Origin of the sequence: Pseudomonas sp. BS3782 TE3695 (genome assembly GCF_050435305.1) — a bacterium.
Taxonomy (GTDB): Bacteria; Pseudomonadota; Gammaproteobacteria; order Pseudomonadales; family Pseudomonadaceae; genus Aquipseudomonas.
In genome coordinates this window covers 1,180,357-1,199,662 of record NZ_JBNDKB010000001.1, presented here as the reverse complement: position 1 = coordinate 1,199,662, position 19,306 = coordinate 1,180,357, and the positions used below count along the sequence as shown (strand labels likewise).

Annotated in this window: 17 protein-coding genes; 9 read left to right on the top strand and 8 right to left on the bottom strand. The window is 59.7% G+C overall.

From position 1 onward, the window contains the following. The first annotated feature begins 41 nt into the window (after positions 1-41). A complete protein-coding gene (locus tag ABH909_RS05370) occupies positions 42-293 on the top strand; it encodes a YfhL family 4Fe-4S dicluster ferredoxin (RefSeq protein ID WP_003195146.1) in 252 nt (83 codons plus the stop codon). A 156-nt stretch (positions 294-449) separates the two neighbouring features. Here the strand turns inward: ABH909_RS05370 and ABH909_RS05365 are convergent, their stop codons facing one another. Genes ABH909_RS05365 through ABH909_RS05355 form a run of 3 tightly spaced genes read right to left on the bottom strand, consistent with a single transcriptional unit; the run spans position 450 to position 2,483 of the window. Continuing rightward, positions 450-773, bottom strand: a complete 324-nt coding sequence (locus tag ABH909_RS05365; RefSeq protein ID WP_429431059.1) for a multidrug transporter — start codon at positions 771-773, stop codon at positions 450-452. A 54-nt stretch (positions 774-827) separates the two neighbouring features. Next, entirely contained in the window at positions 828-1,640 is an 813-nt protein-coding gene (gene mutM, locus ABH909_RS05360) for a bifunctional DNA-formamidopyrimidine glycosylase/DNA-(apurinic or apyrimidinic site) lyase (RefSeq protein ID WP_429431057.1), read from the bottom strand. A 30-nt stretch (positions 1,641-1,670) separates the two neighbouring features. Further along, positions 1,671-2,483 (bottom strand): HDOD domain-containing protein, encoded by an 813-nt coding sequence (locus ABH909_RS05355; protein ID WP_429439755.1) that lies wholly within the window; start codon positions 2,481-2,483, stop codon positions 1,671-1,673. Between the two features lie 385 nt (positions 2,484-2,868). Here ABH909_RS05355 and ABH909_RS05350 point away from each other — a divergent pair, with 385 nt between their 5' ends. From ABH909_RS05350 to ilvD, 5 genes are all read left to right on the top strand, one after another. Then, entirely contained in the window at positions 2,869-4,065 is a 1,197-nt protein-coding gene (locus tag ABH909_RS05350) for a class I SAM-dependent rRNA methyltransferase (RefSeq protein WP_007897847.1), read from the top strand. A 436-nt stretch (positions 4,066-4,501) separates the two neighbouring features. Continuing rightward, entirely contained in the window at positions 4,502-5,581 is a 1,080-nt protein-coding gene (locus tag ABH909_RS05345) for a SagB family peptide dehydrogenase (RefSeq protein ID WP_429431055.1), read from the top strand. Then, on the top strand, positions 5,578-6,552 hold the full coding sequence (locus ABH909_RS05340; protein WP_429431053.1) for a diiron oxygenase: 975 nt from the start codon (positions 5,578-5,580) through the stop codon (positions 6,550-6,552). The genes ABH909_RS05345 and ABH909_RS05340 overlap by 4 nt, the downstream gene beginning before the upstream one ends. Next, entirely contained in the window at positions 6,545-7,765 is a 1,221-nt protein-coding gene (locus ABH909_RS05335) for a multidrug effflux MFS transporter (RefSeq protein ID WP_429431051.1), read from the top strand. Before ABH909_RS05340 ends, ABH909_RS05335 begins: the two co-directional genes overlap by 8 nt. 258 nt (positions 7,766-8,023) lie before the next feature. Continuing rightward, a complete protein-coding gene (ilvD, locus tag ABH909_RS05330; protein WP_429431049.1) occupies positions 8,024-9,865 on the top strand; it encodes a dihydroxy-acid dehydratase in 1,842 nt (613 codons plus the stop codon). 241 nt (positions 9,866-10,106) lie between these two features. Here ilvD and ABH909_RS05325 read toward each other — a convergent pair whose 3' ends face one another. Further along, entirely contained in the window at positions 10,107-11,168 is a 1,062-nt protein-coding gene (locus ABH909_RS05325) for a haloacid dehalogenase-like hydrolase (protein WP_429431047.1), read from the bottom strand. Positions 11,169-11,406: 238 nt separating this feature from the next. Between ABH909_RS05325 and ABH909_RS05320 the strand changes: the two genes are divergently transcribed. Further along, positions 11,407-12,798 carry an L-cystine transporter gene (locus ABH909_RS05320; RefSeq protein WP_429431046.1) on the top strand — a complete coding sequence of 464 codons (1,392 nt, stop codon included), beginning with the start codon at positions 11,407-11,409 and terminating at the stop codon, positions 12,796-12,798. Between the two features lie 118 nt (positions 12,799-12,916). Here ABH909_RS05320 and ABH909_RS05315 read toward each other — a convergent pair whose 3' ends face one another. Beyond that, positions 12,917-13,429 carry a dihydrofolate reductase gene (locus ABH909_RS05315; RefSeq protein ID WP_429431044.1) on the bottom strand — a complete coding sequence of 171 codons (513 nt, stop codon included), beginning with the start codon at positions 13,427-13,429 and terminating at the stop codon, positions 12,917-12,919. Positions 13,430-13,514: 85 nt separating this feature from the next. Here ABH909_RS05315 and ABH909_RS05310 point away from each other — a divergent pair, with 85 nt between their 5' ends. Beyond that, a complete protein-coding gene (locus ABH909_RS05310; RefSeq protein ID WP_429431042.1) occupies positions 13,515-14,891 on the top strand; it encodes a DUF2868 domain-containing protein in 1,377 nt (458 codons plus the stop codon). Further along, a complete protein-coding gene (locus tag ABH909_RS05305) occupies positions 14,884-16,260 on the top strand; it encodes a GTPase/DUF3482 domain-containing protein (protein WP_429431040.1) in 1,377 nt (458 codons plus the stop codon). Before ABH909_RS05310 ends, ABH909_RS05305 begins: the two co-directional genes overlap by 8 nt. 147 nt (positions 16,261-16,407) lie before the next feature. On the opposite strand, the gene ABH909_RS05300 is transcribed toward ABH909_RS05305, so the two are convergent. The 3 genes from ABH909_RS05300 to ABH909_RS05290 form a co-directional block, all read right to left on the bottom strand. Beyond that, positions 16,408-16,965, bottom strand: coding sequence for a phosphonate degradation HD-domain oxygenase (locus tag ABH909_RS05300; protein WP_429431038.1), 558 nt, complete (start codon positions 16,963-16,965; stop codon positions 16,408-16,410). After that, positions 16,965-18,098, bottom strand: coding sequence for a TIGR03364 family FAD-dependent oxidoreductase (locus tag ABH909_RS05295; RefSeq protein WP_429431036.1), 1,134 nt, complete (start codon positions 18,096-18,098; stop codon positions 16,965-16,967). The genes ABH909_RS05300 and ABH909_RS05295 overlap by 1 nt, the downstream gene beginning before the upstream one ends. A gap of 146 nt (positions 18,099-18,244) precedes the next feature. Continuing rightward, the gene (locus ABH909_RS05290) at positions 18,245-19,270 is read right to left on the bottom strand and encodes a putative 2-aminoethylphosphonate ABC transporter substrate-binding protein (RefSeq protein WP_429431034.1); all 1,026 of its coding nucleotides are present in this window, start codon (positions 19,268-19,270) and stop codon (positions 18,245-18,247) included. Positions 19,271-19,306: the final 36 nt, after the last annotated feature.

Here is a 19,306-nt window from a genome sequence, read left to right as displayed (position 1 = left end):
GATTTATTGCGCCCGGGCCTGTCGCCCTGGCTGGAGTTAGCATGTCCCTGATCATCACCGACGATTGCATCAACTGCGACGTCTGCGAACCTGAGTGCCCGAACGCCGCCATCTCCCAGGGCGAAGAGATCTACGTGATCGACCCGAACCTGTGCACACAATGTGTCGGCCACTATGACGAACCGCAGTGCCAGCAGGTCTGCCCGGTGGATTGCATCCCGCTGGACGAGGCTCATCCGGAGACTGAAGAACAGTTGATGGAGAAGTACCGCAAGATTACCGGTAAGGCTTGAGTCTGACCGTTTTGTGTTGTCTTCCCGGGCCTCTTCGCGAGCAAGCCCGCTCCCACATTGAATCTGCGTCGTTCACAAATCCCATGTGGGAGCGGCGGTGCGACGATTCGACTTGCTCGCGAAGGCGTCATCAGCAGCACCGAAAACTTAACTGCCTCATTCCCGCTGCTCAAACCCCTCCCCGATACACCCCAGACACCGCACAAATGCGGCTTTCGCCGGATCGACCACCAGCGCCTGCCCCGCATCGCCAATGCCGCCACCCAGCACGGTAAACGGCAACGACAGCACAAACGCCCCGGCACCGATCACCGTCGCCGCCACCAATAACGGTCGGGCAATCAGTAAATCGCCAAGCATGGCGTAGGCCGGTGGGTTCTGGATGGTGTAACGCGGATCGCCGCTGCCGTTCTCAGCCGCCAGCGCGGACGCACCGACGCTCAGCAGCAGCGCAACAACAAGGGTTCGAAACAGATTCATGGCACGGTCCTTCGGCTTGGCAGTGAGAACACTGACTATAGACCGTAGCCGGTATCAGCTCTGACAGCGCGGACAAAAGACGCTGGCGCGCTGCCCAAGCTTGACTTCCCGCAGCCCTGTGCCACAGACCTTGCAGTGTTCACCACCACGGCCGTACACGAACAGTTCCTGCTGAAAGTAACCCGGTTGACCGTCGCCACCGATAAAGTCCCGCAACGTGGTGCCTCCACGTTCGATGGCATGGGCAAGGATGCGCTTGATCTCGATCCCCAGCTTCAAATAACGCGCCCGGGAAATGCTCCTGGCTTCACGGCGCGGGTCGATGCCCGCCGCAAACAATGCTTCTGTCGCGTAGATATTGCCGACACCGACCACCACCGCGTTGTCCATGATGAACGGTTTGACCGCCATGGAACGCCCGCGGGATTGCTGGAACAGCCGCTCGCCGTCAAACAGATCGGTCAACGGCTCCGGCCCGAGTCGAATCAGCAGTTCATGGTTCAGCGGATCCAGGCTCCAGAGCATCGCGCCAAACCGTCGCGGGTCGGTGTAGCGCAGGGCCAGGCCCGATTCCAGTTCAATGTCCACATGCTCATGTTTGGCTGCCGGCAGGCCGACCTCCACCAGCCGCAGATTGCCCGACATCCCCAAATGACTGATCAGCGTGCCGACTTCGGCGTTGATCAGCAGGTACTTGGCGCGTCGTTCCACCAACACGATGCGCTGGCCGGACAGCCGAACATCCAGGTCTTCAGGGATCGGCCAGCGCAGACGGCGCTCACGCACGATCACCCGGCTGACGCGCTGGCCTTCCAGGTGCGGTGCAATCCCGCGGCGGGTGGTTTCGACTTCCGGCAGTTCAGGCATGGGGCTCTCGAATCAGGCGAGGTTCGACACTCAACGCGTGGCGAGGTCGCGAATCTCTTGTTTCTGGGTTTCGAAATCGTATTCCGATAGACCGATGTAATCGAGCACAAGCGGCCCGACACTGTTCCATTCATGGTCTTCCGACTGGTTGCCCAGTACCCGGAAGGAGGCACAAATGTGTTCGGCCATCTTCAGGATCGCCAGCAAGTTTTTCAGCGGTGTGTTGCGCGACGATTCATCACTGAAAATGGCCAGGGCGTTGTGATGGTTGGCAATGGCCTGGGTGACATGTTCCGGCAGGCGCCAGGACTTGGCGGTGTAATACCCGACCACGGCGTGATTGGTGTTGTATTGCCTGTTTTCGGTATCCACCACCCGGCATTCGGCGCTGGCATTGGCATAGGCCTGTTCCAGCACTTTCATGTAGTCGGGGAATTTCTTGATCATCAACGGGATGCCGCAATCGTGGAACAGGCCCAGCGCATAGGCTTCATCGCCGGCCTGGACACCGACACGCTTGGCCAGCGTCAGGCACGTCATCGCCACGTCCTGCGCCGTGTCCCAGAAACGGTTGAGTGTGACGATCGCGTCGTCGTTCAGCTCGCCCTTGATCGACTGCGCATTGATCAGGTTGATGATCGAGCGGCTGCCCAACAGATTCACTGCCCGCTGGATCGCGGTGATCTTGTGGCTCAAGCCGTAGTACGGCGAGTTGACGATTTTCAGCAAGGCGCCGGACAGGCCCGGGTCCTGGGAGATCAGCTTCGCGATCACTTCCAGATCCGGGTCGGGCATGTACTGCTCCATCTGCAGATCCACCATGATCTGCGGCTGGGGCGGCACACTGATGCCTTGCAGGGACTGTTGAATCTGTTCGGTCGTCAACGCTTGGGACATAAGTACACACTCCGGGTCAGGCGGGGATTCTAACCCTTAAAAAGATGGATCTGACACCTTTGGCCGGCACATCGCTTGAAGTTTCATCAGCAAATGCTCAGGCCCTCTCCCGGGTACAAAGCAACCTCCTGTGGCGAGGGAGCTTGCTCCCGTCCGGCTGCGAAGCAGTCGCAAATCCAGCGAATGCGGTTTGCCCGAGTGCACTGCAACTACCGCTTATGGGATGGCTTCGCCATCCAGCGGGAGCAAGCTCCCTCGCCACATGTCCACTCGCCGGCCTATCCGGGATCTCAACACGCTATACTCCCGCTCTTTTTTCCGGAGCGACGTCATGTCCCTGCCTAGCCTGCGCCTTAAAGCCAACGCCGACCGTCGCCTGCGAAACGGCCACTTGTGGGTTTACAGCAACGAAATCGATGTAGCCGCTACGCCTTTGCACGGTTTCAAAGCTGGCGACCAGGCGATCCTCGAAGCCGCCAGCGGCAAGCCGCTGGGCATCGTTGCCATGAGCCCGAACAACCTGATCTGCGCCCGCCTGCTGTCGCGCGACATCAAGTTGCCGCTGGACAAGTCGCTGCTGGTGCATCGCCTGAACGTTGCCCTGTCCCTGCGCGATCGCCTGTTCGACAAGCCGTTCTATCGCCTGGTCTACGGTGACTCCGACCTGCTGCCAGGCCTGGTGGTCGACCGTTTCGGCGACATCCTGGTCGTCCAGATTGCCTCGGCGACCATGGAAGCTCACAAAGACGACGTGATCGCGGCACTGACCCAAGTGCTCAAGCCAAGCGGCATTCTGTTCAAGAACGACTCCGCTGCCCGTGATGCCGAAGGCCTCAACCGCTACGTCGAAACCGTGTTCGGCCTGGTGCCGGAATGGGTCGCTCTGGAAGAGAACGGCGTGAAATTCGAAGCGCCGGTCATCCAGGGGCAGAAAACCGGCTGGTTCTACGACCACCGCATGAACCGCGCGCGCCTGGCTCCTTATGCCAAAGGCAAGCGCGTACTAGACCTGTACAGCTACATCGGTGGCTGGGGCGTACAAGCGGCGGCGTTCGGCGCCAGTGAAGTATTCTGCGTCGACGCCTCGGCCTTCGCCCTCGACGGCGTCGAGCGCAACGCTGCACTGAATGGCGTCGCCGAAAAAATGACCTGCATCGAAGGCGACGTGTTCGAAGCCCTGAAGGAGCTCAAAGCCAGCGAAGAGCGTTTCGACGTCATCGTGGCCGACCCTCCTGCGTTCATCAAACGCAAGAAAGACATGAAAAACGGTGAAGGCGCCTACCGTCGCCTGAACGAGCAAGCCATGCGCCTGCTTAGCAAGGACGGCATCCTGGTCAGCGCGTCGTGCTCGATGCACCTGCCGGAAGACGATCTGCAGAACATCCTGCTGACCAGCGCCCGTCACCTGGATCGCAACATCCAGATGCTGGAACGCGGCGGTCAGGGCCCGGATCACCCGGTACACCCAGCCATTGCCGAGACCCGCTACATCAAGAGCATCACCTGCCGTCTGCTGCCAAACAGCTGAGTACGCCGGTTTGACGGGGAGCCAAAGGCTCTCCGTCAGCCGTTTCAACGCCACAATATTCCCTCTTCTTTCTCTGCTTCTTACTCTTGCGGTCCTACTGACTTGCAGGACGTTTCCCTGCATCTTTTATTTAAAAGAATATAACTTACAAACTTGTTCCAACCGCCAGATCGCTCCGACAAAATTACTAGAATATTCCTACCTAATACCCCCTTGATAAGAGCTCATTACCGCCTATGATTGAATTGTCACCGCGAAGTGACACTCACTATCAATGACAAGGAGTCAAAAACATGAAAGCCATTACTCTGGAAACAAACAAAATCGCGAACCTGGCTTTTCTGGTTGCGCCAAAAACCCGCTAAGTAAATGAAGCGCTGGGGAGTGCCGGCTACCCAGCGTTTTCTATGGCTATATCCAGAGCGAACTGTCCATCATGCAGATAAATCCATATTTATTCATACTTCCGCGCACGCCCAGCCAAATAGTCTGGGATTACAAAAACCACAAACAATTTGAACTTGACCTGGAATATTCAACCAGGCTTGCACAACTTATCAACAACCCAAAGCTGTATAACGACAGCAATAGAGTAGACGCTCAACTTCTGAACTCCGGAATATTGACCCATTCAATACAAGACACTATTGAATGGGGTTGGGATGAACTATCGAAGATATTCCATATCGGTACCAGGAACATTCCCTGCGAACATGTCCCCCAGAACATTGATGAATGGTCGAGGCATTATCTGGACCATTGCAGCGAAGTACTGGCCACACCCGCGCCGGGAACCCGGCCCACTGAATGCCAGGCACGCAAGCTGATTGCCCTGCCAAAACCTTCCTGCCTGCCGCAAGGTTCGCTTGCCAACGTCCTGATCGGCCGCAAGACCTGCCGCACGTTCACGGATGTAGCGATTTCACTGGAAGCTCTTGGCACACTGCTTTACCTGTCCCTGGGCTACTTACATGAGCGCGCAAATGATATCGACGATTGCCTCGTCGAGGGTCTCGGTGCCCGACGCAGCAGCCCGTCCGGCGGCGGGCTGAATGCCTGCGAAGGCTTTCTTCATGCACAAAACGTCAGCGGTCTTGAACCCGGGTTCTACGCCTATCATCCCGTCGATCACGCACTGAGTTTCGTCAACCCGGCACTCGATTCGTCACTGGGGCAATTGCTGTGTGGGCAGCATTTCATCAATAACCTGCCCGTGGGCCTGTTCATCACCAGTCGATTCGACAAGCTGTGGTGGAAGTATCAACACTCGCGAGCCTACCGAATGGCCTTCGTGGAGGCGGGGCATATTTCCCAGACATTCCAGCTGGTAGCTACTGCGCTGGGGCTGAACACCTGGCTGACGGGCGCGCTGGCAGATGATCAGGTCGAGGCTTTGCTGGGACTTGAAGACAGTGCGGAGCAACCGTTGTTTTTTGTCGGCTGTGGCAAAAGCGACGGTCAGGTGATGTGCAAGGAATTGAAGGCGCTGCTCGGCAGCCAGGAGCTGGCGCAATGAATGCCATCATCGAGCCGTCGGAGCGCCCCGTTTCCTGGGCCCTTCGTTTCACCCTCGGCGACTGGAATGCCCGCGCCTCGGTGCGAACCAGCGAGCACGACTATCTGTTGCCGCCAGACCTGGAACAGCAACTGGAAACACGCCACTGGTTTCCACCGGCCTTCCTCGCTTATCTGAAGCACCCTGCGATCGAAGCGCTGGGCCAAACCGTCATCCATCGGCTGTCGGCCAATCATCTGGTGTATTTCCTCGACTACACCACCTTGCTCGAACACCGCATCGTCAACCGATCCGTGGAAACCATCATCCACGGTGAACTGAAGGCCTACGTCTCCCCGCGGATGAAGACCGCCGCACTTCAGCTTTATACAGACGAGGGTTATCACGCCCTGTTCTCCAATAACCTTGCCGAGCAGGTCGCCGGGGTTTACGGGATCAGTCCGCGCCCGGTCATGCCTCACCGCATCACGCAGTTGAACACCTTGCTCGAGCGCACACCTGAAAAAAACAGGGCACTGGCCTGGTTTCTTGTCGGGTTCGTGTCGGAGACGATCATTGCCAAGGAGCTGCTCGACCTCTGCCGTGACGATCTGGTGTCCAGCGTCCAGGCAATGCTCAGGGACCATCTCTCGGACGAGGCGCTTCACAGCCGCTATTTCGCTGAAGTGTTCCATTACCTGTGGTTGACCCTGAACAGCCGTCAACGCACGTTCGCCAGCAGGTTGCTGCTGGACTGCATCCGGATCTTCTTCGAAGCCGATGAGCGATGGTTGCGGGAAAGCCTGCACAGCGCGGGTGTCGACGAGACCGCCGTCACAGAGATTCTCGGAGCGCTGACCAGCCGCCAAGCCACCCTTCAGCGTGCCCGATCCGGCAGTGGCGCGACGCTCGATGCGTTGAAAAAAGCCGGATTCTTCGCCCTGCCCTACAACCAGCAGCTGTTCATGAAGGCAGGACTTATCGATGGATGAAGGACCTTCTGCGGCAACCGCCAGACAGCGTCGTGGGGCGGTCAGCCTGTTATTGGCGATGGTGCTGCTTGGCGTATTCCCGCTGGATGTCCTGCTTCCCTCGTTCCCTGCACTCGCCGAACACTTTCGCAGCCCGTCCGCCGACATTGCGCTGTCGATCAGTTTGTTTGCCGTCGGTATAGCGGTCTCTCAACTGCTGATCGGGCCGCTGTCGGATGTGATCGGACGCAAAGGGCTGTTGCTCGCCGGAATCACCGTTTCGATGCTGGGTGCGGTGGGCTGCGTACTGACCACGGACTATGTTCACTTCCTGCTGCTGCGTGTCATTCAGGCGCTCGGCTGCGGCTGTTTCGTGCTGTCACAGGCACTGATTCAGGATCTGTTCGAAGGCGAGGAACGTGACCGGTTGCGGGTCCTGATGGTCACTGCCACCGGCATTTTCATTTCGGTTTCGCCGTTGGCCGGTACATTCCTGCAAGCCACGCTGGGCTGGCAGGGCAGTTTCTGGGTGTTTACCGCATTGGCCGGCGGCGTACTGCTCAACGCCTGGCTGTTTCTCGACAATACCCGCCCGGCAGCAACCCGCGGGTGGCCCAATATCCTCCAGTCCTACCGTCGGGTCCTGCGTGATGCCGACTTCCTGCCCTACTGGTTGATTTCAGGCTTTGCTTTCGCCTGCCATTTTTCGTTCATCGTCATTTCGCCGCTGATCTTCATGGACCAACTCCAGTTATCGGCCTATGACTACTCGCTGATCCTGCTGGTATACGGCGGCGCCTACATCGTCGGCGGCATGGCCGCGATTGTGCTGGGCCAACGCATCAGTCCCCGTCATCAGATCATCAGCGGGCTGAGCCTGATCCTGCTGGCCGGTCTCAGCATGCTTTACCTTTCAAATCACGTTGCACTGTCATCGGTCACCGTCCTGGTACCGATGCTCATCTGCACCGCCGGCACCACCATTGCCCGACCGGCCGCCACGTCCAAAGCCATGAGCCTGTTCCCTGAAACTGCGGGAACTTCGGCGTCGGCCGGCAGCACGGTGATTTTCATCTGCGGCGGGTTGATCAGTGCGCTCATCAGCTTGGGGCCAGCCAACCTGCAAGCCACCCTTGGATACAGCTTCGTCATCCTGAGCAGCATGGCGCTGGCGCTCAACCGTCGTATCAATCAACGAGCCAAAAGCGCAAGAGCCAGCCCAAGCGTCGAATAACCCCGCCGATCGTCACCCCACACGCTTCATCGGCGCTGGATCAACACTTTCCGGCATTCCCTCCTGACGCCAGCGGTGTAGAATCGCGAGATTCATCGCCATTCATCCCCCGGCGGGTTTATGAGCTCAAGCTGAAGCGCGCGGCGATCCCGCAAAGTTATCGGCAACTTCCGGACACACGGCCATTTCTGAGTGTTCCAGACGTCAATAGAAGCTCACTTCCCCTTTTGATACCTGATTAGCCGCCCGGAGTGCTTCATGCCTGATTACCGCTCGAAAACATCCACCCACGGCCGCAACATGGCCGGTGCCCGCGCACTGTGGCGCGCCACGGGGATGAAAGATGACGACTTCAAGAAGCCGATCATCGCCATTGCCAACTCCTTTACCCAGTTCGTACCGGGTCATGTGCACCTCAAGGACCTGGGGCAACTGGTCGCTCGCGAAATCGAGCGGGCCGGCGGCGTCGCCAAAGAATTCAACACCATCGCCGTGGACGACGGCATCGCCATGGGCCACGACGGCATGCTTTATTCGCTGCCGAGCCGCGAGATCATTGCCGACTCCGTCGAATACATGGTCAACGCCCACTGCGCCGATGCCATCGTCTGCATCTCCAACTGCGACAAGATCACCCCTGGCATGCTGATGGCCTCCTTGCGCCTGAACATCCCGGTGATCTTCGTCTCCGGCGGCCCGATGGAAGCCGGCAAGACCAAACTGGCCAGCCACGGTCTCGACCTGGTCGATGCCATGGTGATCGCCGCCGACTCCAGCGCCTCTGACGAGAAAGTTGCCGAGTATGAGCGTAGCGCTTGCCCGACATGCGGTTCCTGCTCCGGTATGTTCACCGCCAACTCGATGAACTGCCTGGTTGAAGCCTTGGGCCTGGCATTGCCGGGCAACGGTTCGACCCTGGCCACCCACAGCGACCGCGAACAGCTGTTCCTGCAGGCCGGCCGCACCATCGTCGAACTGTGCAAGCGTTACTACGGCGAGAACGACGAGTCGGTGTTGCCACGCAACATCGCCAACTTCAAGGCGTTCGAAAACGCCATGACCCTGGACATCGCCATGGGCGGTTCCACCAACACCATCCTGCACTTGCTGGCCGCGGCCCAGGAAGCCGAGATCGATTTCGACCTGCGCGACATCGACCGTCTCTCCCGCCATGTGCCGCAACTGTGCAAAGTCGCGCCGAACATCCAGAAGTACCACATGGAAGACGTGCACCGTGCCGGCGGGATCTTCAGCATCCTCGGCTCCCTGGCCCGTGGCGGTCTGTTGCACACCGACCTGCCGACCGTGCACAGCAAGTCCTTGGCTGAAGGCATCGCCAAGTGGGACATCACCCAGACCACTGACGAAGCCGTGCATCACTTCTTCAAGGCTGGCCCGGCAGGCATCCCGACGCAAACCGCGTTCAGCCAGTCGACCCGTTGGGAAACCCTGGACGACGACCGTGAAAACGGCTGTATTCGCAGTGTCGAACACGCTTACTCGAAAGAAGGCGGCCTGGCCGTTCTGTACGGCAACATCGCTCTGGACGGCTGCGTGGTGAAAACCGCCGGCGTCGACGAGTCGATCCACGTCTTCGAAGGCAACGCGAAGATCTTCGAAAGCCAGGACAGCGCCGTACGCGGCATCCTCGCCGATGAAGTGAAGGCCGGCGATATCGTGATCATTCGTTACGAAGGCCCGAAAGGCGGCCCGGGCATGCAGGAAATGCTGTACCCGACGTCTTACCTGAAATCCAAAGGCCTGGGCAAAGCCTGCGCCCTGCTCACCGACGGCCGCTTCTCTGGCGGCACTTCGGGCCTGTCCATCGGCCACGCTTCGCCAGAAGCCGCTGCTGGCGGCGCGATTGGTCTGGTACAGGATGGCGACAAGGTGCTGATCGACATTCCGAACCGCTCGATCAACCTGTTGATCAGCAATGAAGAAATGGCCGCGCGCCGTGCCGAGCAGGACAAGAAAGGCTGGAAACCGGTGGAAGTGCGCCCACGTAAAGTGACCACGGCACTCAAAGCCTACGCCCTGTTGGCCACCAGCGCCGACAAGGGTGCGGTACGTAACAAGGCGATGCTCGACGGGTTGTAATACTTAACCGTCGAACAAAAAAATGCCCCGCCAAGTGCGGGGCATTTTTTTGCGAACAACTCGGGCAACTGCCATTCACAAATATTGCAGGCAACCCGAAGCAACTGTGGGAGCGGGCTTGCTCGCGAAGGCGGTCTGACAGTCAACATTGATGTTGAATGTTATGACCTCTTCGCGAGCAAGCCCGCTCCCACATTTGTTCTATGTTGCCTTTGAGAGTGAGTCTGGTAGCGACTCGGTCTTACTGAATCTCTTCCGGCTTGACGATCACCCAGTTCTTGTCCGCCGTCACCGCTAACCCTTCTTTCGCCTGGGCTGCTGCGTTTTTGGCCATCATGCCGTTAATCTGGCTCATGTATTTGTCTTTGCGGTTGACCCACAAATGGATGCCGCCCTTGGACACGTCGACACTGTGGAACAGCATGTAGCCATCGCTGCTCGGGGTATCGCCACCCACCAGGACCGGTTTTTTCCACTCATCGATGTAGGTCAGGATCGCCGCCTGCTTGCCGGCCATCCAGGTTGCCGGAGTCCACAGGTACGGCGTCAGTTCGAGGCCCAGGTTAGCCTTCTCGTCATACTTGCCCGCGGTGACTTGCTTGCGTGCTGTGGTCAGCTCGCCGGTCTTGCGGTCCTTGAGCAACAGGCTCACGCCAATCACGTTCTGCGGTTTGACGTTGTAGCCGTATTTAGGATCGGAGGCGACCATGCGCACCAGTTCTTCGGAGGCGGCGGTCATCACGTAGACCTCGATACCGTTCTCCATCAGCTTGGTGTAGAGCTCTTTCTGACCGGTAAAGATTTTCGGCGGATTGACGTCAATGGTCTTGACCACGTCGCCGTCGTAATAAGTACTCGGCACCGGTTTCCCTGACGCCATCAGCTCATCGACGTTGGTCTTGAGTTCCTGAAGCGTGAAGCCGGAAAACACTTGGGCGACCCATGGATAGCAAACCATGTCGTCTAATTCGCAGAGGCGATAGTAGTAGCTGAACAGGCTTTCCTTATGATCGGCAGTGTCCTTGAACGGCATCAGTTTCAGGGAGGGATCGAGGCTCTCGCGGGTGATCAGGCCCTTGTTTTCCATGAATGGCAGCAACGATTCTTCAAGGTCGTAGCGATAACTGGTGTTGTCCATGTCGAACACCGCAAAGTTACCCTTGTTGGCATTGGCCGCGATCATTGCGTCCAGCGCCTTGGCCTGATCGGCTGGCCAGTGCTTCAAATCCGTAGCGAAAACCTGGCCGGCAAGGCCCAGTCCCAAACTCAGTGCGACAGCCAGAAATTTCGGTGCGAGCTTCATCGGCGTTTCTCCCTGATTCAAAGATATCGACGCTAACAAATCCGTATGACAGTCCCCACCTCCCCGCGACCGCTTGCATCCTGATTCCGCCAACTGCATTCCTCACAGCGGCACTGGCTTATTCCAAAAACGACAGTCAACCGCTGTTTTTGATATTAATTCATTACATTTCAAGCTGTTAGGCTTGCTGGTTCGCAGTCACACACGAAGGTGGCTGGCACAAGCCTATGGAGCTTCTATGAATCTGCCGCTGATCCTCAATCTGCTGGTGTTCCTCGCCTTGCTCTTTGGCCTGGCGCAAACCCGTCATACCACCTGGAGCCTGGCCAAAAAAGTTCTGCTGGCGCTGGTCCTGGGCGTGGCATTGGGTGTCGCTCTGCACACGATTTATGGTGCGGGCAACCCGGTACTGAAAGCCTCGATCAGTTGGTTCGATCTGGTGGGCAATGGTTACGTGCAGTTGCTGCAGATGATCGTGATCCCGCTGGTGTTCGCCTCGATCCTCAGCGCCGTGGCACGCCTGCACAACGCTTCGTCGCTGGGCAAAATCAGCTTTCTGACTATCGGCACGCTGTTGTTCACCACCGCTATCGCAGCGTTGATCGGCATCGGCCTGACCAACCTGTTCGGCCTCACCGCCGAAGGCCTGGTCGCCGGCACCCAGGAAATGGCTCGCCTGCAAACCATTCAGAGTGATTACGCGGGCAAGGTCGCTGACCTGAATGTGCCGCAGCTGCTGCTGTCGTTCATCCCGCAGAACCCGTTCGCCGACCTCGCCCGCGCCAAGCCGACCTCGATCATCAGCGTGGTGATCTTCGCCGCGTTCCTTGGGGTCGCAGCGTTGCAACTGCTCAAGGATGATGTCGAGAAAGGTCAGAAAGTGATCAACGCCATCGACACCCTGCAGGCCTGGGTGATGCGTTTGGTGCGTCTGGTGATGAAGCTGACCCCGTACGGCGTATTGGCGCTGATGACCAAAGTGGTCGCTGGCTCCAATCTGCAAGACATCCTCAAGCTCGGCAGTTTCGTGGTGGTGTCCTACATTGGCCTGGGCTTGATGTTTGTGGTCCATGGCCTGCTGGTGTCGGCGGCCGGGATCAACCCGCTACGGTTTTTCCGCAAGATCTGGCCGGTGCTGACGTTTGCCTTCACCAGCCGCTCCAGCGCCGCCACCATTCCACTGAGCATCGAAGCCCAGACCAGCCGTTTGGGGATTCCACAGTCCATCGCCAGTTTCGCCGCTTCGTTTGGCGCAACCATTGGCCAGAACGGTTGTGCCGGTCTGTATCCGGCAATGCTGGCGGTGATGGTCGCGCCGACCGTGGGCATCAACCCGCTGGACCCGCTGTGGATCGCGACGCTGGTGGCGATTGTGACGCTGAGTTCGGCCGGTGTGGCCGGGGTGGGTGGCGGCGCGACCTTCGCCGCGTTGATCGTGCTGCCGGCCATGGGTTTGCCGGTGTCGCTGGTGGCGTTGCTGATTTCGGTTGAGCCGCTGATCGATATGGGTCGTACGGCGTTGAACGTGAGTGGTTCTATCACCGCTGGGGCGATTACCAGCCAGATCATGCAGCAGACCGATAAAGCACTGCTGGATGCGGATGAGCATGGGGCGTTGGCTCAGGCTTGATCGACGACCGGTAGACCGCTTTCGCGAGCAAGCCCGCTCCCACATTAGTCCTGCGGTGAAGCACACATCGTGTGAACACCCCAGATCCAATGTGGGAGCGGGCTTGCTCGCGAAGCTTTCAGGCCTTTTCCCAAACCTCAAAGCTGTAAGCCGGCTTGTCGCCTTCCGCCGGATTCGGAACATTCGATACCAGTTTCCACTGGTTCAAATCAAACTCCGGAAACCACGCATCCCCTTCCGGGCTCAGCGCCACGCGGGTCAGGTAAAGCCGATCAGCCTGTGCCAACCCTTGCGCATACAACTGCGCCCCGCCAATCAGCATCACCTCATCGACGCCCTGCTCGTTCGCCCATTGCTGCGCCCGAACGACGGCAGCCTCCAGCGACGGATAAACTTCCGCGCCTTCCAGCTGCAGATCCGCCTGACGGCTGACCACGATGTTCAACCGGCCCGGCAGCGGACGACCGAGGGAATCCCAGGTCTTGCGACCCATGATGATCGGTTTGCCAAGGGTGGTGGCCTTGAAGTATTTGAAGTCCCCCGGCAGGTGCCAGGGCATGCTGTTGTCGACGCCGATCACACGGTTTTCACCGAGGGCTGCGATCAGGCTGAGGGGGAGTGATTTAGTCATGTCGGCGAGGATACCAGAGCCTCCCTTACCCCGATAAGCGTCACAGCGGTTATGCTCACCGCTCAATTAAGCGACGGGAAGCCGCGTGACTGAACTGACCCCACTGCAAAACCTCTGGCTGAGCGAAACCGTGCGCCTGCGTGAAGAACACGCAGGCCCCTTGGACGATCTGGAAGCCAATCGAATCGCCCGAAGCGCCGGCGGCGACCTGCCGACGCGCATTCAACGCCGCGCCCTGTGGCTGGCCGAGCGCGACGGGCAGACCCACGCCCTCAAACATTGGCTGCAAGGCGCGCGACTGGCGCTGATCGTGCTGGCCGTTCTCGCCGTGATCAGCGGCGCCGGGCTGGCGTTTGCCGCACTGGGCGACGGCCAGTCCCCGGTCAATGTGTTCTGGGCATTGGGCAGTCTGCTCGGGCTGAATCTGATTCTATTGTTGAGTTGGGCCCTGGGTTTGGTGTTCGTCGGTGAACAAGGCGCTGCCCTTGGACGCTTGTGGCTGTGGCTCAGTGAAAAACTCGCCCGTGATGCCAACGCCGCGCAACTGGCACCGGCTCTGTTGCTGTTGCTGCAACGGCAGAAACTCAATCGCTGGGCGCTGGGTGTGCTGGTCAACGGGTTTTGGTTGCTGGTGATGCTCAGCGCTTTGGTGATGGTGCTGACGCTGATGGCGACCCGGCGCTACGGCTTCGTCTGGGAAACCACCCTTCTCGGCGGCGACACCTTCGTCGCCATGACCCAAGCCCTCGGCGCCTTGCCGGCCTTGCTCGGTTTCAGTGTTCCCAGCGTGGAGATGATCCGCGCCAGCGGCGATGCCGCGCTGAACATTGAAAGCGCCCGCCAGGCCTGGGCGGCGTGGCTGGTGGGGGTGCTGCTGGTGTACGGCGTTTTGCCGCGATTGCTGCTTGCATTGTTCTGCCTGTGGCGCTGGAAAACCGGGCAAGCAGCCCTGCATCTGGATTTGAACCTGCCCGGCTACGCCCAACTGCGTGAACGGCTGATGCCCACCAGTGAACGCCTGGGCATCAGCGATGCCGCGCCAGAACAACTTCATCGGGTTGAAAATGCTGCCAGCGACCTGCAAAGCGATGGCGCGCTGTTGGTGGCCATTGAGCTGGATGACCGTCCCTGGCCGCCGCAGTTGCCGAAAAACGTCAACAACGCCGGCGTCCTCGACAGCCGCGAATCCCGACACAAACTGCTCGAACAGCTGAGTCGTTTCCCCCCGGCCCGTCTGGCCATCGCCTGCGATCCACGGCGTTCGCCAGACCGTGGCAGCTTGGCGCTGATCACCGAACTGGCCCGCAGCGCCAGCGCCACCCGCGTGTGGTTGCTGCAAGCGCCGCCCGGCGAAGCACTGGATGCAGAACGCCTGGGCGACTGGCATGTTGCGCTAAAACAACTGGACCTGCCCTTCGCCGATTGCGCGCCGTTGAACTGGCTGGAGACGGGTCATGACTGATGCCTGGAAACAGCCGTTGAAGCTCGCCGTGGTCGGCCACACCAATGTCGGCAAAACCTCGTTGCTGCGAACGCTGACGCGCGACGTCGGCTTCGGCGAAGTGTCCCATCGCCCCAGCACCACGCGGCACGTCGAAGGCGCGCGTTTGTCGGTGGACGGCGAGCCGTTACTCGATCTGTTCGACACGCCAGGTCTGGAAGACGCCATCGCCCTGCTCGACTACCTCGAGCGCCTGGAACGTCCCGGCGAACGCCTCGATGGCCCGGCACGATTGGCGCGTTTTCTGGAGAGCAGCGAAGCCCGGCAGCGCTTCGAACAGGAAGCCAAAGTGCTGCGGCAACTGCTCGCCTCGGACGCCGGGCTCTATGTGATCGACGCCCGGGAGCCGGTGCTGGCCAAGTACCGCGACGAACTGGAGGTGCTGGCCAGTTGCGGCAAACCGCTGCTGCCGGTGCTGAATTTTGTCAGCAGCGCCCAGCACCGCGAACCTGACTGGCGTGAAGCTCTGGCGCGTCTCGGCTTACATGCTTTGGTGCGTTTCGACAGTGTCGCGCCGCCAGAAGATGGCGAACGTCGACTCTATGAAAGCCTCGCGCTGCTGCTGGAAAACGGCCGCGAACAACTGGGGCGCTTGGTCGCTGATCAGCAGGCCCAACGCCTGGCCCGTCAGCGAAGTGCAGCGCGGCTGATTGCCGATTTATTGATCGATTGCGCCGCCTGCCGGCGCAGTGTGGTCAGCGAAGCGGCGCAGGAACAACAAGCAATCAGCGAATTGCGCAAAGCGGTGCGCCAGCGTGAACAACGCTGCGTCGAGGCCTTGCTCAAGCTCTACGCCTTCCGCCCACAGGATGCGGCGGCCAGTGACTTGCCGTTGCTCGATGGCCGCTGGGGCGATGATCTGTTCAACCCGGAAACCCTGAAGCAGCTCGGTGTGCGGGTCGGCGGCGGCATCGCGGCCGGCGCGGCGGCCGGGGCCGGGGTTGACTTGCTGGTGGGCGGCCTGACCCTTGGCGCGGCGGCACTGGCCGGAGCGATTGCCGGTGGCGCCCTGCAAACTGCCCGCAGTTACGGCAGCCGTTTGCTGGGCAAGATAAAGGGGCAGCGAGAACTGACCGTCGACGACGGCGTGCTACGGTTGTTGGCGTTGCGTCAGCGGCAATTGCTGCAGGCTCTGAACCAGCGTGGGCATGCGGCGATGGACAGTATTCAGGTCGCCACACCGCAGGACAAAACCTGGCGCGAAGGCAAACTGTCCGAAGCGCTGAACAAGGCGCGGGCCCATCCGCAGTGGTCGTCGCTCAATCCGAATTCGAAGTTGAGTCAGGGGGAGCGGCAGGAGCAGGTTGAGGTGTTGGCTCGACAGTTGTAGAACCGAGTGATGTGCTGTTCAGGCGGGCCCCTTCGCGAGCAAGCCCGCTCCCACATTGGATCTGCGTCGTACACAAAATCTCTAATCGCTGAAGATCAAATGTGGGAGCGGGCTTGCTCGCGAAGGCCGCACCTCGGTCTCACTGCCTTAGGCCACGAGCAGCCGCAACGCCTTTCCCTTCAAGATGCCCAGATCCATCACCGGCACCCACCTCTGCTTGGCCAACTCATCCCACTGACGCATCCGCAAATTGACCGCACACAACGGATCCTGCTCGAACGCCTCAGCTTCAGCAGCCGTCATCACCCCGCCCTGATACTCAAGCGTCCGCCGACTGGCTTCGCTCAAGCGCTCGTCGTACCCAGGCTCTTTGAACGTGAGATAACGCTTGGCCTGAACGTGGTATTCCACCAACCGCGCCAGGCGTTCGCTGAAGCCGGCGCGACGCAAGTAATCCGCCCCCAGTCGCTCGTGGCTGACGATCCCAAAACCACCCATGCTCTCGGCACCCTCGGCGCAGAGATGCCCGATGTCATGAAAGAACGCCGCCAGCACCACTTCATCATCGAACCCCTCGGCCATCGCCAGTTCCGCCGCCTGAGACATGTGCTCGATCTGCGACACCGGTTCGCCGATGTAATCGTTGTCGCCAAAACGCTCATACAGACCGAACACCTCGGCGATCACTTGCTGATGACGGTCCATCAACTGTCTCCCAATAAAGTCGCAACGTTACGTTCGGCCATCGCCGGCCCGACGCTCATGCCGACGCCGGTGTGCATCAGCGCCACGCTCACGCCTGGCATCGGACGCAAAAAGGAGAACGGCCCCGGTCCGCGTGAACCATAGACACCCTGCCAGCGTTCGATAACTTGCACCTTGCAGCCCAAGGTCTGCTCGGCCAGTTCAATCATCCAGTCGTCCACCTGCTCGGCATTGAACGGTGATGGATCGCTGCCGTAATGGTGGGAGTCGCCAATGATCAACTCACCGTAAGGCGTCGGGCTGATCAGCAGGTGAATGCCGTTTTCATGCAAATGGGGTGCGTCGTGCAGAATCTGCGCCTGCACCGCTGCGGCTTCCGGCAGATCGGCAAAGGCGCCGTAATGGACGCAACTCAGGCCGGTGAGCAGCGCATGTTGCAGGTTGAGGTTGATCTGCGGTCGGGCGCGGAGCATTTGCAGGCGGCAGATTTGCGGATTCAGTTCGGCAATCGGCTCGGCCAGCAGCGTTTGATAATCGTGGCCGGAGCAGACGATGATCTGCTCGGCGCTGAAGGTGCCGGCGGTGCTGTGCAAACGCCCTGGCTCGATGTCGCGCACCAGCGTAGAGAAGTGGAACTCGACGCCTAACTCGCGGTGCAGGTAGTCGATCAACGCCGGAATCGCTTCGCGGGAATACAGTTGCTGATCGTCCATCCCGTGCAACGCAGCGCGGTGATGACTGAACTGGCCGCCGTACAGATCACGCAATGCCGCACCGCGCAGCAGGTCGACGCGGTAACCATGCTCCATGGCGCGGCCGGCGCAGAAAGCTTCCAACAGGAGTTCTTCCGCTTCGGTGCGGGCGAACAGGTATGAGCCGTTGCGCTTGAGTTGCAGACCGGCGAACTGGGCCCATTGGCCCCAGATGTCGCGGCTGGCCTTGGCCAGTTCAAGCATTGAGCCGGGTGGCTGGCCGGTGACCAGGGCCTGGCCGAAGTTGCGCACCGAAGCGCCCAAAGGTGTGGCGGTGCGTTCGAAAACGGTGACTTTGAGGCCGCGTCTGGCCGCCGCATAGGCGTGGGACAGGCCGAGAATGCCGGCGCCGATGATTAGCATATCGCTGTGTTGTGTCATGGGGTTTTGTCCTGAATTCCAAGCCGCCTTCGCGAGCAAGCCCGCTCCCACATTTGATCTGTGTCGTTCACAAATTTAGTGTCCGCTGGAGATCTATTGTGGGAGCGGGCTTGCCCGCGAAGGGGCCCTGTCAGCCGATGAAGATCTTACTTGGCCGCCACTTTCTCGGACTTGCCGTCATAGCGCTTGCGCCATTCGGTGAGGATCTGGTCGCGATTCTTCGAGGCCCAGGCAAAGTCGTTCTTGATCAGACGCTGCTCATAATCCGCCGGCAGTTCGGTCTGCGGCTTGGCGATACCCGGTTGCGCGAGCACGGCGAAGTTCACTTTATAAAGCTCCATCGCCGCCGGGCTCGCCGAGAAGTCAGCCAGCTGCTTCGCCGCGTCTTCGTGGGGCGTGCCTTTGATCACGGCGGTGGCTTCGATCTCCCAGCCCAGGCCTTCCTTCGGCAGGATGATGTCCAGCGGCGCGCCCTGGCGTTTCAACTGAACCGCCGGGTATTCGAAGGAAATGCCGATCGGGAATTCACCGGCGGCCGCAAGCTTGCACGGCTTGGAACCGGAGTGAACGTACTGGCCGATGTTCTGGTGCAGGTCGTCCATGTATTGCCAGCCCTGCTTCTCGCCGAAGGTTTGCAGCCAGGCGCTGACGTCGAGGAAACCGGTGCCGGACGAGGCCGGGTTGGGCATGACGATCTTGCCTTTGTACTCAGGCTTGGTCAGGTCCTGCCAGCTTACGGGTTTGGTTAAGCCCTGCTTTTCGGCCTCGACGGTGTTGAAGCAAATGGTCGCCGCCCAGACGTCCATGCCGACCCAGGCCGGTGGGTTGGCCGCGTCACGGTAGTTGCCACCGATCTTGCCCAAGTCCTTCGGTGCGTAGCTTTGCAGCATGCCTTGCTGATCGAGAATCGCCAGGCTTGACGCCGCCAGGCCCCACACCGCATCAGCCTGTGGGCGGGCTTTTTCGGCCAGGAGTTTGGCGGTAATGATGCCGGTGGAATCGCGCACCCACTTGATCTCGACGTCCGGGTTGGCCTTTTCAAAAGCCTCTTTGTAGGTCTTCAGTTGTTCGGCTTCGAGGGCGGTGTACACCGTCAACTCGGTTTTCGCCGCAAAGGCATTCAGGCTGAAAGCGGTGAGGACAGCAGCGGCCAGAGCCAAAGGCTTGAACATGATCGTTTCCTGTTTGAGTTGAGGGGTGGGGACAAA

What these genes read in the sequence shown, in the direction of transcription:
- ABH909_RS05370 (WP_003195146.1), top strand. Translation starts at nt 42, where the DNA reads ATGTCCCTGATCATCACCGACGATTGCATCAACTGCGACGTCTGCGAA.
- ABH909_RS05365 (WP_429431059.1), bottom strand. Translation starts at nt 773, where the DNA reads ATGAATCTGTTTCGAACCCTTGTTGTTGCGCTGCTGCTGAGCGTCGGT.
- mutM (WP_429431057.1), bottom strand. Translation starts at nt 1,640, where the DNA reads ATGCCTGAACTGCCGGAAGTCGAAACCACCCGCCGCGGGATTGCACCG.
- ABH909_RS05350 (WP_007897847.1), top strand. Translation starts at nt 2,869, where the DNA reads ATGTCCCTGCCTAGCCTGCGCCTTAAAGCCAACGCCGACCGTCGCCTG.
- ABH909_RS05345 (WP_429431055.1), top strand. Translation starts at nt 4,502, where the DNA reads ATGCAGATAAATCCATATTTATTCATACTTCCGCGCACGCCCAGCCAA.
- ABH909_RS05340 (WP_429431053.1), top strand. Translation starts at nt 5,578, where the DNA reads ATGAATGCCATCATCGAGCCGTCGGAGCGCCCCGTTTCCTGGGCCCTT.
- ABH909_RS05335 (WP_429431051.1), top strand. Translation starts at nt 6,545, where the DNA reads ATGGATGAAGGACCTTCTGCGGCAACCGCCAGACAGCGTCGTGGGGCG.
- ilvD (WP_429431049.1), top strand. Translation starts at nt 8,024, where the DNA reads ATGCCTGATTACCGCTCGAAAACATCCACCCACGGCCGCAACATGGCC.
- ABH909_RS05325 (WP_429431047.1), bottom strand. Translation starts at nt 11,168, where the DNA reads ATGAAGCTCGCACCGAAATTTCTGGCTGTCGCACTGAGTTTGGGACTG.
- ABH909_RS05320 (WP_429431046.1), top strand. Translation starts at nt 11,407, where the DNA reads ATGAATCTGCCGCTGATCCTCAATCTGCTGGTGTTCCTCGCCTTGCTC.
- ABH909_RS05315 (WP_429431044.1), bottom strand. Translation starts at nt 13,429, where the DNA reads ATGACTAAATCACTCCCCCTCAGCCTGATCGCAGCCCTCGGTGAAAAC.
- ABH909_RS05305 (WP_429431040.1), top strand. Translation starts at nt 14,884, where the DNA reads ATGACTGATGCCTGGAAACAGCCGTTGAAGCTCGCCGTGGTCGGCCAC.
- ABH909_RS05300 (WP_429431038.1), bottom strand. Translation starts at nt 16,965, where the DNA reads ATGGACCGTCATCAGCAAGTGATCGCCGAGGTGTTCGGTCTGTATGAG.
- ABH909_RS05295 (WP_429431036.1), bottom strand. Translation starts at nt 18,098, where the DNA reads ATGACACAACACAGCGATATGCTAATCATCGGCGCCGGCATTCTCGGC.
- ABH909_RS05290 (WP_429431034.1), bottom strand. Translation starts at nt 19,270, where the DNA reads ATGTTCAAGCCTTTGGCTCTGGCCGCTGCTGTCCTCACCGCTTTCAGC.